The organism is Nodularia chucula CCY0103, from assembly GCF_963923915.1.
GTDB lineage: Bacteria > Cyanobacteriota > Cyanobacteriia > Cyanobacteriales > Nostocaceae > Nodularia > Nodularia chucula.
Genome location: NZ_CAWUOL010000113.1, coordinates 1 through 15044, shown reverse-complemented (window position 1 = coordinate 15044; position 15044 = coordinate 1). Strand labels below are relative to the sequence as shown.

At 39.1% G+C, this 15044-nt stretch carries 10 protein-coding genes; 6 read left to right on the top strand and 4 right to left on the bottom strand.

What is annotated here, in order from left to right; genetic code table 11:
- Positions 1 to 363 precede the first annotated feature (363 nt).
- Positions 364 to 1674, top strand: coding sequence for an aminopeptidase P N-terminal domain-containing protein (locus tag ACM0OP_RS21545; RefSeq protein ID WP_414530458.1), 1311 nt, complete (start codon positions 364 to 366; stop codon positions 1672 to 1674).
- Between the two features lie 30 nt (positions 1675 to 1704).
- Here the strand turns inward: ACM0OP_RS21545 and ACM0OP_RS21540 are convergent, their stop codons facing one another.
- Both ACM0OP_RS21540 and psbA read right to left on the bottom strand, forming a co-directional pair.
- Positions 1705 to 2268 (bottom strand): Uma2 family endonuclease, encoded by a 564-nt coding sequence (locus ACM0OP_RS21540; protein ID WP_414530457.1) that lies wholly within the window; start codon positions 2266 to 2268, stop codon positions 1705 to 1707.
- A gap of 151 nt (positions 2269 to 2419) precedes the next feature.
- Positions 2420 to 3502, bottom strand: coding sequence for a photosystem II q(b) protein (psbA, locus tag ACM0OP_RS21535; RefSeq protein ID WP_414530456.1), 1083 nt, complete (start codon positions 3500 to 3502; stop codon positions 2420 to 2422).
- Between the two features lie 161 nt (positions 3503 to 3663).
- Between psbA and ACM0OP_RS21530 the strand changes: the two genes are divergently transcribed.
- The 3 genes from ACM0OP_RS21530 to ACM0OP_RS21520 all read left to right on the top strand — a co-directional run bounded on the left by ACM0OP_RS21530 (position 3664) and on the right by ACM0OP_RS21520 (position 10902).
- Positions 3664 to 7215: a WD40 domain-containing protein gene (locus ACM0OP_RS21530; protein ID WP_414530455.1), complete on the top strand. Its 3552-nt coding sequence runs from the start codon at positions 3664 to 3666 to the stop codon at positions 7213 to 7215.
- Positions 7216 to 7299: 84 nt separating this feature from the next.
- Positions 7300 to 8883 carry a hypothetical protein gene (locus ACM0OP_RS21525; RefSeq protein WP_414530454.1) on the top strand — a complete coding sequence of 528 codons (1584 nt, stop codon included), beginning with the start codon at positions 7300 to 7302 and terminating at the stop codon, positions 8881 to 8883.
- Between the two features lie 981 nt (positions 8884 to 9864).
- The gene (locus ACM0OP_RS21520; RefSeq protein ID WP_414530459.1) at positions 9865 to 10902 is read left to right on the top strand and encodes a response regulator; all 1038 of its coding nucleotides are present in this window, start codon (positions 9865 to 9867) and stop codon (positions 10900 to 10902) included.
- A gap of 260 nt (positions 10903 to 11162) precedes the next feature.
- Here ACM0OP_RS21520 and ACM0OP_RS21515 read toward each other — a convergent pair whose 3' ends face one another.
- Together ACM0OP_RS21515 and ACM0OP_RS21510 are read right to left on the bottom strand one after the other, a co-directional pair.
- Positions 11163 to 11375 (bottom strand): hypothetical protein, encoded by a 213-nt coding sequence (locus tag ACM0OP_RS21515; protein ID WP_414530453.1) that lies wholly within the window; start codon positions 11373 to 11375, stop codon positions 11163 to 11165.
- 136 nt (positions 11376 to 11511) lie between these two features.
- Complete coding sequence (locus ACM0OP_RS21510; RefSeq protein ID WP_414530452.1) at positions 11512 to 12711, bottom strand: FAD-dependent monooxygenase; 1200 nt, start codon at positions 12709 to 12711, stop codon at positions 11512 to 11514.
- 152 nt (positions 12712 to 12863) lie between these two features.
- Here ACM0OP_RS21510 and ACM0OP_RS21505 point away from each other — a divergent pair, with 152 nt between their 5' ends.
- Both ACM0OP_RS21505 and ACM0OP_RS21500 read left to right on the top strand, forming a co-directional pair.
- Positions 12864 to 13295 (top strand): hypothetical protein, encoded by a 432-nt coding sequence (locus ACM0OP_RS21505; RefSeq protein WP_414530451.1) that lies wholly within the window; start codon positions 12864 to 12866, stop codon positions 13293 to 13295.
- Positions 13296 to 13342: 47 nt separating this feature from the next.
- Positions 13343 to 15044: tetratricopeptide repeat protein (locus ACM0OP_RS21500; protein WP_414530450.1), on the top strand; the 1702-nt coding region annotated here is incomplete at its 3' end.

The following is a 15044-nucleotide window of genomic DNA, read 5'->3' as shown; positions in this document are numbered from 1 at the left end:
ACTGGTTTGCTAATTGCTGCTACTGTACCTCATAACAGCCGGAAACGCTGTATTCCCCTTCTTTCCTGGAAGATGAGGTTCTTGTATATCATTAAAAATCTATATTTAAAATAGTTTTACTTTTAGAGTTCGTGATTATCTATAAATTTAAATGTGAGTAAGTTTAGTAGCTAGGGTTGATAAAACCTTTGAGTTTGATACCAATATTTTAAGCAGATAGCACAGTTTATCATGGCTATATTCAATTAATATGTGATTAATCAGATAAATATTGGCTAAAATAATCAGAATTAGCCACCAATTTATCCAGTGGACATTTGTATAAAGTGTAGAATAATACTAAAATATAAGACTTGATTAGCTATGCAAGCAGAATATCAGCAGCGTCGTCAACAGTTAATGGCAAAAATTGGTAATGGTACGGCGATTTTTCGCAGTGCGCCAATGGCAGTCATGCACAACGATGTGGAATATACTTATCGTCAGGACAGTGATTTTTTCTATCTAACTGGGTTTAATGAACCGCAAGCAGTCGCCGTTTTAGCGCCACACCATCCAGAACATCAATTTGTGCTATTTGTGCAACCGAAGGATCGAGAAAAGGAAGTTTGGACTGGTTACCTTTGTGGGGTGGATGCAGCTAAGGAAAAATATGGTGCAGATGTAGCTTACCCGATTGCTGAACTTGATGAAAAATTGCCCCAGTATTTGGAAAAAGCGGATCGCATTTACTACCATTTAGGACGCGATCGCACTTTTAATGATAAAGTTCTCCGACATTACCAAAATTTGCTCCGGACTTATCCCAAGCGTGGCACAGGCCCCAGAGGTATTGAAGATACTGGAGTTATTCTCAGCAGCATGAGATTGCTGAAAAGTGAAGGGGAATTAGAATTGATGCGTCAAGCTGCGGATATCGCTGTGGAAGCACACAACCGCGCTAGGGAAGTGACAGCACCTGGACGTTATGAGTACGAAATCCAGGCGGAAATAGAACATATCTTTAGGTTGCGCGGTGGGATGGGGCCAGCTTATCCTTCCATTGTGGCTTCTGGTGTGAATGCCTGTGTATTACATTATATTGAAAATCATCGGCAAATGCAGGATCAGGAATTGCTGCTGATTGATGCTGGTTGTGCTTATGGTTATTACAACTCTGATATTACCAGGACATTTCCCGTAGGTGGTAAATTTACACCGGAGCAAAAAACATTGTATGAGATTGTTTTAGAGGCGCAAAAACAGGCGATCGCTCAAGTAAAACCCGGTAATACTTTTAACAGCGTTCACGATGCAGCCGTCAGAGTTATCACTGAAGGGTTAGTAGAAATTGGCATCCTCAAAGGAGAAATTGACAAGTTAATTGAGGAAGAAAAATATAAACCCTATTATATGCACCGCACCAGTCATTGGTTAGGTTTAGATGTCCATGATGTGGGTGTTTATCAACACGGTGAAGATAAACCGCAGATTTTGCAACCTGGACAGGTGTTAACTGTGGAACCAGGACTTTATATAGTTCCAGATACCAAACTCGCAGAAGACCAACCAGAAACAGACCCTCGCTGGGTGGGGATTGGGATTCGCATTGAAGATGATGTTTTGGTAACATCTACAGGACATGAAGTTTTAACGGCTGGGGTTCCCAAAGAAGTTGCGGAAGTGGAAAGATAAAATAAATGGGATGGTGTACGCCGTCCCTATTTAATTAATTTGAGAACCATCGCATATCTGTTCCACCGAAATAGAAATATCTGGAAATGCCAGTGGTTGAATTGTTCCTGTTGTCAAAGTTTGTTTTGTCGCGTATTCTCCATCTAGGATGTCTCGGAATACCACTAAATGTAACTTTTTGAGATTCACAACCCAATATTCTAAAATGCCTGCTGCGGCGTAGATTTTGCTTTTTAGCTCTAAATCTTTGTCTAAACTAGAGTTTGCATACTCAATTAACCAGTAAATATTTTCTGGATAGGGATGATGTTCTCGATACTCCCGTCCTAAACGTTGGACAATGGCTAAATCAGGTTCGGGTTCTGAGTCGTTGGGTAGGGTAATGGGTTTAGCATGACGTATTGTGGCACGCGTACCTAACAAATCTGTGAGATACTGACCCGCTTCATCACTACAATAAGCGTGAAGTTCCCTTTCTGGAGGCATTTCGACAATTTCTCCTTCCAGTAATTCCACCTTGCGATCGCACAAAATACCAGAGTCAATCATGCTGTGATATTCGTCAATTGTCCACTTAGCCACAATTACGCTCATGACGATTGAATCCTCCCTCCCAATCATGCTTTCATATACTATACACCTGTGCTTGAGGCGGCGATCGCAGCCAATAAAAAATGAGGATGGCAGACACCATCCCCCAACAAAGCAATCATAAAAAACGACAATTAAACCTTGAGCAACGCCCTTAGCCGTTAATAGCTGGAGCAGTTAAAGCTACAGGTGCAACTTCATAGCTTGCCAAATCTAGAGGGAAGTTGTGAGCATTGCGTTCATGCATCACTTCCATTCCCAAATTGGCACGGTTAATTACATCAGCCCAGGTATTAATTACCCGCCCTTGGGCATCAAGTATGGATTGATTGAAGTTGAACCCGTTTAAATTAAACGCCATTGTGCTAATACCCAAAGCAGTAAACCAGATACCAATCACAGGCAAAGCTGCTAAAACAAAATGTAGCCATCGAGAGTTTTGGAAACTGATATATTGCCAGAATAATCGTCCCAAATAGCCGTGAGCGGCAACAAGGTTATAAGTTTCTTGTTCTTGACCAAACTTGTAACCATAGTTAGCAGATTCGGTGTCACTGGTTTCACGTACCAAAGTTGAGGTGACTAAGGAACCATGCATCGCAGAAAGTAAAGCACCACCAAATACACCAATTACACCTAACTGATGGAATGGATGCATCAAAATATTATGCTCGGCTTGAAACACCAACATAAAGTTGAAAGTTCCAGAGATACCCAAAGGCATACCATCAGAAAAAGAACCTTGACCGATGGGATATACCAAAAACACTGCGGTAGCACTAGCTAAAGGAGCGCTGTAAGCTACGCAAATCCAAGGACGCATACCCAAGCGGTAAGATAACTCCCACTGACGACCCAGATAACAGGCGCAGCCAATCAAGAAGTGAAAAATGATTAGCTGGTAAGGGCCACCGTTATACAACCACTCATCTAAAGAAGCCGCTTCCCAGATGGGGTAGAAGTGTAAGCCAATGGCGTTAGAAGAAGGCACAACTGCGCCAGAAATAATGTTATTGCCATAAATTAAAGAACCGGCAACAGGTTCGCGGATACCATCAATATCCACAGGAGGTGCAGCAATAAAGGCGATGATAAAGCAGGTGGTAGCAGCTAGGAGAGTGGGAATCATCAAAACACCGAACCAACCGATGTAAATCCGGTTATCAGTGCTAGTGATCCACTCACAGAAACGCTCCCAGACATTGGCGCTAGAGCGTCTTTGTAAGGTGGTAGTCATAGACCAAAATAATTCCAATGAATGTGTGAATGATTTAAAGTTGCTGTTTTTGGGGAATCAACAACTGATAGCATCATAGAAAAGCTGCTAATTATTTGCAGTAATTAAAAGTTATTCAAAGTTATCAATCATAGTTATCTTTAGTAAGCAACACTAGACAAATGACTGTAGAAGAAGCCTTAGTAATTGTAGAAAGCATTCTCGGACAAGCATCTTTAAATGATTTACAAGAAACCATTTTTCGACAGTCTTGGGAACAAAAAACATATCCAGAAATTGCCGAAAAATTTGGTTATAATCCTGACTACATCAAAATTGTGGGCTTTCAACTGTGGAAAATTCTCTCCCAAGCAATGGGGGAAAAAGTAACTAAAAATAACCTCCGCGCCTCTCTCAGAAGATGGGATTTTCATCAAATCAATACCCCCACTACCCATACTGATTGGGGTGAAGCGCCTGATGTTTCTATTTTTTACGGTCGTTCTCAAGAACTAGCAATTTTAGAAAAATGGATTATTCAAGACCGTTCTAGGTTAGTGGCGCTATTGGGAATTGGGGGAATTGGTAAAACTTCGTTATCTGTGAAACTGGGTGAAAGACTTCAGAAAAATTTTGAGTATGTGATTTGGCGATCGCTCCACAATGCCCCTACTATTGAATCACTTTTAACTACCTTAATTCAAGTTCTTTCCCAAGAACAGGAAAATTATTTATGTGCATCTATCTTTGAGCAGATTTCCTTATTACTGACTTATCTACAAAAACATCGTTGTCTGCTAATTCTCGATAATGCAGAGATTATTTTGAACGGTAATGCAGCTGCTACAGGTCAATATCGCCCTGGTTATGAAAGTTACGGCGAATTGTTTAAAAGGATTGGTGAATTTCGCCACCAAAGTTGTTTACTTCTCACCAGCCGAGAAAAACCTAAAGAAGTAGCAATACTAGAAGGCGAGATATTACCAGTAAAGACTCTGCCGTTATCAGGTTTATCAATCAGTGATGGACAAGCCATTTTTAACTGCAAAGGAAATTTTACCGGGTCAAGCAATGAATGGCAAATTTTGATTAAATCTTATGCAGGTAATCCCTTAGCATTAAAGATTGTCGCCAACACTATTCGTGATTTATTTGACAGTAAAATTGATAATTTCCTGGCTGAAGGTACTGTAATATTCGGTGATATTCAAGATTTAATCGAGCAACAATTTCAACGTTTATCAGCTTTAGAAAAATCAGTCATGTACTGGTTAGCAATTAACCGCGAACCTGTAAGTTTTACAGAAATTCAAGCTGATTTACTCTCGCCAATTTCCTCGGCTCAAATCTTGGAAGCCCTAGAAGCTTTAGAAAGGCGTAGTCTAATTGAAAAAGGCAATGGCTCATTTAGTTTACAGCCTGTGTTAATGGAATATATGACCAGTTGTTTAATTCAAAAAGTCTGTGATGAAATTACTACTCAAAATGTTGCTTTATTTAAAACCCATGCACTAATTAAAGCGACTGCTAAAGATTACATTAAAGAAATTCAAATTTATCTAATTCTTAACCCTATTATTAAACAATTAATTGCTATTTTTGGCAACATCAAACATATTGCCACACACTTAATGAAGATTTTATCATCATTGCGGAGACTAAAACCCATTGATAGCGGATATGTAGGTGGTAATACCATCAATTTACTCCGGCAAATGCAGGTTGATTTAAGTGGTTATGATTTTTCTGATTTGACGATTTGGCAAGCCGATTTTAAGGGAGTGAATTTACACAAGACAAACTTTGCTCATTCAGATTTAACAAAATCTACCTTTACAACCAATCTGAGTTACACCTTTACAGTCGCAATTAGCCCTGATGGTAACTTGTTAGCAACAGGCGATAGTCATGGCAAAATTTCCCTGTGGCAAATCTCAGACGGACAGCAACGCTTAAGCTGGGAAGCACATGGAGGTTGGGCGCGTTCTTTGGTTTTTAGTGCTGATGGTCAAACTTTAGTCAGTGGTAGTGATGAACCCATCATGAAAAGATGGGATTGCCAAACAGGTAAATGTCTGAAAACTTATATAGGCCATACTAGTTTTGTTTGGTCTGTAGCTTTGGTTGAAAATGAAAATAGTTCAGTGCTAGCGAGTAGCGGCATTGATACTACAATTCGTTTCTGGGATATCGAAACAGGAGAATGTTTAAAAATTCTGCTAGGACATATAAATTGGATTTGGTCTATTGCTATAAGTCCAGATGCTCAAATTTTAGCCAGTGGTAGTGTTGACCAAACCATTAAACTCTGGGATGTGACAACTGGGGAATGCTTGAAAACCCTGCAAGAACACACAGATGTGATTTGGGCTGTGGCATTTAGTATAGATGGTAAAAACCTAGTCAGTGGTAGTGCTGATACTACTGTAAAGATTTGGGATATAGATACAGGAAATTCTCTCGCCACTCTCCACGGACATACAGCCCCTGTTTGGTGTGTAGCTTGTAGTCAGGATGGCAAAACTTTAGCCAGTGGTAGTGCAGATACTACAATTCGCCTTTGGGATATGCACACAGGGGAATGTCGGAAAACTTTACAAGGTCATACTAATGGTATTCGTTCCCTGGTTTTTAGTCCTGACGGTCAAAGTCTCATTGCTAGTGATGAAGACCAAACGGTGAAGTTCTGGGATATCCGCACAGGACTTTGTACAAAAACATTTCAAGGATATAGTAGCGGTGTGTGGGCGCTGGATGTTTCTCCATTAACTAATAATTCTCCACCGCAAATTTTAGCTAGCGGTCATGAAGACCAGACAGTGAAACTGTGGGATATTCAAACGGGAAAATGTTTGAAGACTTTGCAAGGACATACCCATTGGGTGCGAACAGTAGCTTATAGTCCTGACGGTAAGACTTTGGCTAGTGGTGGTGCTGATGGAACTGTGAGAATTTGGGACGCACAAACGGGAAAATGCTTACATATCTGTCGTGGTCATGTGGAGTGGTTAATCTCCCTGGCTTACAGTCCTGATGGCAAAACTTTAGCTAGTGGTTCCACTGACTGTCAGATGAGGCTGTGGGATGTGAATACAGGGGAATGTATTGGTTTATTTCATCATACTTATGCGATCGCCTGTGTAACTTACAGTCCTGACGGTAAACTTTTAATAAGTTCTGGTGCTGAAGAAATAGTTAGAGGTTGGGATTTAGCGACAAAAGAATGTTGCAAAATTTTTAGAGGACATAGCAATGCAATTTGGTTAACTAAGTTCAGTCCCGATGGCAAAACTTTAGCCACTGGTAGCGAAGATCAAACTATCAAAATTTGGGATATTGAAACTTGCCAATGCTTAAAAACCCTGAAAGGACATACAGAAGCTATCATTACAGTGGCGTATAGTCCTAATGGTACTTTGTTGGCTAGTGGTGGTAAAGACCAAACTGTGAGACTTTGGGATATTGCAACCGGGAAATGTCTCAAAGTGCTGCAAGGTCATACAAGATGGATTTACGGAGTTGCTTTTATCCATTTTCATCCAGATAAAAATCCCCTCCTGGCGAGTAGTAGTGAAGACCAAACTATCCAACTATGGGATATTGACAGTGGTGAATGTGTGAAAATTCTCCGAAATCCCAGACCTTACGAAGACATGAATATTACAGGGGTTTTTGGTTTAACGCAGTCCCAACAACAAACACTTTTAGACCTGGGAGCAATTATAGGAAATTAGCCTGATAATGGAGCAGTCCAGATATAACAGAGTTATAAAAGTTATCTGGAAATATGTTAATTTCATTAAAATATAAAACCTCAGATGGTAGACATTAACAAAGACTCCCAGCCCAAGTTATTAGGTGCAGGTAGATCAGGACAAGTTTTTTTAGTAAATACACCTGAAGGTAATATTGCTAGAAAAATTTTCTTTGAAGACAAGATAGCCAACTTAATTCATTATTTTTTCTTTGGTGTTCCTAATCCTTACGTTTGGAACCAAAACGCCTTAAGCTGTGCTTACTATCGCCGCAAAATATTAAAGCAACTAGTTAAATACTGGTTTGGTTTTCAACTCAGAGTTGCTGACGCATTTGCTATGGGGTGGAATGAAGAATTTAAAGCCTATCAATTAGATACAGAATTTATTCAAGGAAGACACGTTCAACTACACCAACCTTTTAATCAAAACCAAGGACAAGAATTACATCAGTTAGTTGATCATATTATGCTACCATTGCAAAAACAACTGATGAAGTCTGGCTTTGATGGTTTAGTTTGGCAAGCGGGTAAAGGTAGTCCCACAGCTTTAAATAATTTTTTATTAGAAAGTTACATAGATGGAGAATATGTTTTTGTCTTTATAGACTGCGAATCTGGTGTTCCTGCCTTATTTCCTTTAAATTTTCTTACACTTTTCTCCTTTTATTTACCAAAAGCTTTTCAACATAGAGCAGCATTATTTGATAATGTAGATATCAATAAATTAAAGCAATATTTAGTTGAAGAAAAGGTAAATTTAGAAAACAAACTCGGAATATCAGAATACTTAGAAATTATAGAGCAGGTCGAGCATCTAGAATATGCACAAAAAAAATGGAAATCCATGACGAGGTTTCACAGCAGCATTAAATATCAGTTGCATAAAGGTAAGTTAACGGAAGAACAGGCTAACTGGTTTGCTAAAAATCATTTAATTTGGTATATACGAGAATCAGGCAGAATATTGTGGTTAATTGCCAAAACATTGATAATATCTCTGCCATTAAAAATATTTAGTAATCTTAGAAAGATTCATTATCAAAAATTAATTTGGCAGTTTTTCAAATTCCTAAGTTCTCAGCGCTATAGATTGAAAATTGCCAGAGATTATGTTTCTAATAGAGTTTTGCATTGGCAACAGCGTGGTCAACTGCAACCAGAAGCAGCCGATGACTTATTTAGACGTTTATCCAGTGAAAATGCTGGTGCTTATTTAACAGATTTTGGCGTACATCTTGGCATTAAAGGATTATTCAAAGCCATAGAACTGTTAATAATACCATTATTATATTCGGCTGGATTGATTAACGAAATAGTATTACTAATTTGGTTGGCTGCGGGAGGTCCAGTATATAGAACTATTTATACATTTAGCAGAATGTTATCAGAAGCTAGGGAAAATAGAGAATTACCTTGGGTGGCGTTGCTAGTAGGTTTAATTCCTACTTTTGGTACTTTAGCTTATCCTTGTCAGATGATTTATTCAGCCACGGGGAAAAAGAGTAAACTGGCTCAATTTATTGTTTATGATTTTTTTACGACATTGGGGGCAAAAATTCCAGCTTGGGGTGGTGAAGATACTCTCACTGAACATTTTTTTAATAACTGTGGGGATAAAATTGTTCGCTGGTTTAAGGACAGATAAAACCGACACACCATTCGGGTCTTAACCCGTCCCCAGGGTTAAGCGCAAAACTCACTGTAACAATTGCTGAAGTGTTCTCTGCTATATGACTTCCCCAGGAAGTATAGAAAATTGCTACTATTTTCTATTTACATTTTCTTTACTTATTCATGATGATATTTACAATTTTTTTGTTTCTTTTGGGAAAAACTATAGTAACCTAAAAATTAGTCCACAAACAATTTGCACTCTACCATTCAGGGATAAAGACCGATTGCGCCGATATCTACTATCCTTCTGGGATATGACCATCAAAATTGATCACATATAAGACTAGATATCCTTCTAGTGGGTATCCGGTGATAAATTTTTGCTGATTTTATTACCAGCAATTTTCCCGTCATCTCAATTTATCATTATCACAGTTATTACACCCCACTACACCAGTTGCTATAACTTTGAAAACCAAACCCACCTCATGACTTCCCTTGGAACGGAAATTTACTGTTATTGTCGTAAAAGCGATAATTTCATTGAAAGTTGACGACAAAACCTCTACAATCTCAAACTTGTGAACATACTAATCCACAGAGATACTTGGTTTATTTCAATACATTCTCATCTAGCTATATGAGCTTTAACTGCCGATTAGCGAACATATCAACCGGAATAATACTTATAAGAAAGATATTTTTGTTACTGATGGGCTAGAGCCAATAGTCTGTTTACCGCAGTTGAGTTACTGTAAAAGTAAGCCAATTAGTACAATCTTAGGGTTATTCTGCGCTTTTACAGAGTCTACCAGGGCAAATTATAAATAGATGAACCATATCTTAGCAGATATTGGGAAATTAGGAGTTAGGGGTGAAGAATCTCTGTACTAACTTCAACATCACCGCTATATTAAGCTGAACACTACTTTTAAAACTCTTGTTGTGAATGCTGAAACAGTTATTCACTGAATTTCATAGTGGCTATAAATTATATCTCAAATCTGTGCCGATGAAGACACTTCCTATTAGTAGATATAGATTTTTTCAAAAACTGCAACCCATATCTCTGTTAAAAAAAATTACCAGTAAAACTGTTAATGGTTGCTTGCAAGTATTTAGCACAGCTGGTTCTTGGTCAATCTACATAGAAGAGGGTAAGCTAATTTATGCTTGCTACTCAGATAAGATGTTTGAGCGGCTTTACAGAACCTTGCAAACCTTAAGTCCACAACTCTCAACTCTTCCTGACGGAATTGATGAGCAATTGCAGGCTATGTTTGAAAATCGGCTGGAGAATCAAGATATACCCAACCCAGATTATCTGGCTATTTGTTGGCTAGTTAGTCAGAAATATCTCAGTCCCACTGAAGCCGGAATGGTGATAGAGTTACTAGCCATAGAAGTATTAGAGACATTTTTGTGCTTAGAAGAGGGAAGTTATGAATTTGTTTCGGACAGCTTTCTCGATGATATGCCAAAATATTGTCATTTAAATATCCGTTTATTAGTTGAACAGTATCAAAAACCTCATCGTCAGAAAAATTACACAGAGAATACACCAGTTGTCCGCTATCATCAGCCATCACTGCAAACACAACCAGCACAAAAATATCCTCAACTAAGTGAAGATAATCAAAATATATCTCATCGGAGTCAGTCAGGTAAAACCCCTGTACCGAAAAGGCTATATAAAATCCTGTGTATTGATGATAGCTTGACAGTTTTAAACAGTATTAAAAGTTATTTGGATGAGCAAATATTTTCTGTAATTACAATTACTGATTCTTTCAACGCTTTAACAGAAATTATCCGAAATAAACCGGACATAATTTTATTGGAAGTTGAAATGCCCCAGCTTGATGGTTATGAGGTATGCTCTTTATTGCGTAAGCATTCATCGTTTAAAAATACGCCTGTTATTATGGTAACAGCTAAAACAGGTCTGATAGATAGAGCTAAATCAAAGCTAGTGAGAGCTTCTGGATTTTTACCTAAACCTTTTACACAAGGGGATTTACTAAAAATAGTTTTTCAACACATTACCTAAGTTGGGTAAATTTTAGCTTATAAATAAATTTTTTATTAAGAATTAGCTATATTTAAATTGGCTATACCCTGATGAATTTGACAAAATATCTCTATCTGTTGATAGTTTACAGCACTTCCTGGTGTTATGAGGTATAAGAACCCCACCTCCAACCCCCTCTCCGCAAGCAATGAGGGGGCTTGATTATTTATGGAAATATTCCCCAGATGTGGGTTAATCTGGGGGATAAGGCGACTAGAATTGATGTTGATCAAAGTATGTTACTGTCGGCTAGGTTTCCACTGATTGGCTGCTAGGTTAACCGCCCATATACTTAATATAGAACCCATAATTACGGCTAACCAGGAACCCCAAAATGGAAAGCTGAATGTGCCAATTTGCATTGACCAATGATTTACGAGTCGCATAAAATGCAGAATTGCCGCTAAAGCAAAAACGGTGGCTGAAGCTAAGAGATATGCTTTGTTAATCATTTTTTCCTCCCTTTAACTTTAGTTAGGGATTATGGGTATTTAATGAGAACCCATACTTTGATCTTGCATTAAATATATAAATATGACATTGAAATAGTAGTATTTGCAACAAATAGTTACTATTTGTAGAAGTTTTTTATACTTTTAAATTTACTTGTGTAATTCCTTGGCGCATTTCATGTTGTCGGCGCAACCAAGAATTTTTAATTATTTTACTTAGTAAAGGTGCAAATTGTACTAAGAGCGATCGCACTAAGGAATTTTTTCGCAGTAGTTCACCTTGTGCGGCTTCCTGTAACTGGAGTTGCTGGGCGCGGATAATTTCTGGCTCCCTTTCTGTTTGAATTTGTGATAGCGCTAAATCAATTTGCTGGTGTTCTGCATCTGCTGATAATATCGGGACTAGATAATTAGTAGCCACAATCACATCACGCAAGGCTATATTTATACCCTGAGCGCGAACAGGGGACATGGGGTGTGCAGCATCACCTAAAAGCAATATACCGGGTGCGTGCCATTGGGGACAACGACCGACTACAACAGATAACTTAATGGGAGATTCGATGGTGTCTGCATGATGGCGGAAATGTTCTGCTAACCATGCGGGGGATAGTGAGGCGAAAATTTCTGCCCAATTTGTTTGCTTGTAGTCGGTTGGTTCGATGGCGGAAATTACATAAGCTAAATGTAGTTTACCTGACTCTGCACCATGAAAGATGCTAAAGACTCGTTCGCTATTTACAATAGTCAGAAATACATTATCATCGACAAACTGGGGACTAGCTGCCAGCTTAAACCAGAGAATATCGATATTTTTCGGCTGTTTAATTAATTTTAATCCGGTGCGTTCCCGGACAATTGAGTTACGACCATCAGCACCAATAACTAAATCAGCAGTTAGTTGTCGCCCATCACTGAGAACTACACCTGCAACACGATTATCACTCCTCAATAAATCTTTGACAGCAACACCTGGGATAAATACAAATCCATCATGGGTTTGAGCTTCGGAAATTAAGGCTTTAAGCAGTGGCGGTTGTGATACCAGTGTACAGGGACGACTTGCGCCCATTGGCTCATCTACGCGAAATAATGGTTTTCCGTTAATGATGAACTCCCACCCATCCAGTTTTCGAGTCGGAATATCTTCCAGTAATGCAGATAGTCCCATTTGTGTGAGTGCATCTAAGCCACTAGGCATTAATCCCTCACCGCGAAATACCCGATTAAAGTCTTTTGCAGCTTCAATGAGGGTAACATTAATGCCATGTTTGACTAGGAGTAGGGCAAGTGCTGTACCTGTGCGGCCTGCGCCGACAATGATAATTTGTGCCATTTTATGACTTCCTTAAAAAGGGAACCTTAAGAAATTTTCCTGAAACTTGGATTCCTGATGAGTAATTGCTGTATTACCCTATTACCGCAATTCAGAATTATGATGCGCTAGTATACATTTGTATAACTAACCGCGATAAATTGCGTAAATAAATGGATATCAGCTTAATCGTCAAACTTCTGGCTCCCTGTCTACCATTTTTGCTGAATGCAGGTAATAAAGCCATAGAAGGAGCATCTCAAAAAGTTGGTGAAGATGGTTGGAATAAAGCCAAGGCTATTTGGGGTAAGTTACAACCTAAAGTAGAGGCTAAAGAAGCAGCCCAAGAAGCGGCGACAGATGTAGCTGAAAATCCAGAGAATGAAGATTTACAAGCAAGTTTGCGGGTGCAACTGAAGAAGATTCTAGAAGCTGATACCGCTCTGGCAGAGGAAATAGCTCAAATTTTGCAAGAACAAAAATCAAGTGATGCCTCTGTGAGTCTCAATGCTGAATCTTACGATGAAAGTATACAGATAAATACAGCAGGCAATGTTAATCAGCCAACCTATGACTTGAGTAGGAATACTAACAGCCCAAAGTAACTAACTATATTGCTGTTTATGGTACTGCACAGCAAGAAATAGTCGAGTTGATAGAACGCAGTACCAAAGCCGAATCACCAGGGATTTTGAAAGCAGGTGACTCGCCCAAAAGCTTGGCTTACTGGCAAGGAAGAACAGAAGAAATTGCCAAAATACAGCAATGGTTAACCGATGAAAATACATTCCTCATTGGCACAGAAGGCATTGGTGGTACAGGGAAATCTACACTGTCCGCTAAAATTTACGATGAAATTGGGGGTTTTCCTAAACGTTTTTGGGCTGATGTTAGTAACGGGGCAAGTTTTAGCGATTTAGCGAGAAAAGTATTACAAGAGTTTGGCTTTCCGGTTCCAGAACAAGAAACGCAGTTAGTCGAGGCGTTGATTCGGTGTTTACGAACTGGTCAATTTTTACTGATTATTGACAATTTAGAGAGTGTATTACAAGCAGATAGACAATGGGGAAGTCTATTTTATGGTGATTTCTTTAACGCTTGGGTGGAATCTGGCAGTAAGAGTAAAGTCTTAGTCACCACTAGGGAAAGACCAGAATTACCAAAAGGCTTTGCATGGCTAACTCTCAAAGGTTTGCAATTAAAGGAAGGAGTCGCACTGTTAACTGAATTAGAGATTCGGGGAGATAAAGCAAAGTTTGTCAAATTGGTAGATGGGCATCCCTTATTGTTGAAATTGGTAGCTGATTTATTAAAAGAAGAATATTCCCAAGACCCGGATTTAAGCAGATTAGTAGATTTAGGTTTAGGCAACTTGCCGCAGTTGTTGACAGATCCCCACGTAATAGGTGTGCATCGCCGGGAAAATGTGGGGATGGTGTTGGTATTGGATGCCAGTTTTGCCAGATTGAGTGAAGTACAAAAGGCTTTATTGCTGAATATTAGTGTGTATCGTGGTGCAATTAATAGCGCAGCAGCCTTGGCTGTATTACCGGGAAGTTCAGCAGCAGAAATTGAGCAAGAGTTAAGGAATCTGGTTAAGCGTTCTTTGTTAGTAGAAAAACTTAATGGTAAGCGGTGGTTTGAGTTTCAGCCAGTGGTTTTGGAGTATGTGCGGTATAAAGCAGGTGATCAAACAGAGGCGCATCAACGAGCTATTGATTATTATCGCTCAATTGCTAAACAACCACCCTGGAATACAAAAGATGATGTCAAAGAATACTTAGAAATCTTTGATCATTTTTATCAGTTGGAAGATTATAATTCTGCCTTTGATAGCATTTGGGTTTGCCATGAATTTTTGTCCTTGCGGGGTTATTACGCAGACAAAGTGGAATTATATGGGCAGTTGGTCAGTAAATGGGCAGAACTTGAGGCGAGAGAAAATTGGAATTATCGAGCTTCTCTAATTTCATTGGGCAATGCTTACAATGATCTGGGACAATACCAACGGGCGATTGAGTTCCACCAACAGTCTTTGGAAATATCAAGGGAAATAGGTGATCGCAGTGGTGAAGGTATTTCCTTGGGCAGTTTAGGCAATGCTTACTTGTCCCTGGGAGAGTACCAACGGGCGATTAATTTCCACCAGCAGTCTTTGGAAATATCAAGGGAAATAGGCGATCGCCGTGGTGAAGGTAATTCCTTGGGCAATTTGGGCAATGCTTACAATTCTCTGGGACAATACCAACGGGCGATTGATTTCCATCAGCAGTCTTTGGATATCAAAGGGAAAATAGGAGATCGCCGTGGTGAAGGTAATTCCTTGGGCAATTTGGGCAATGCTTACAATTCTC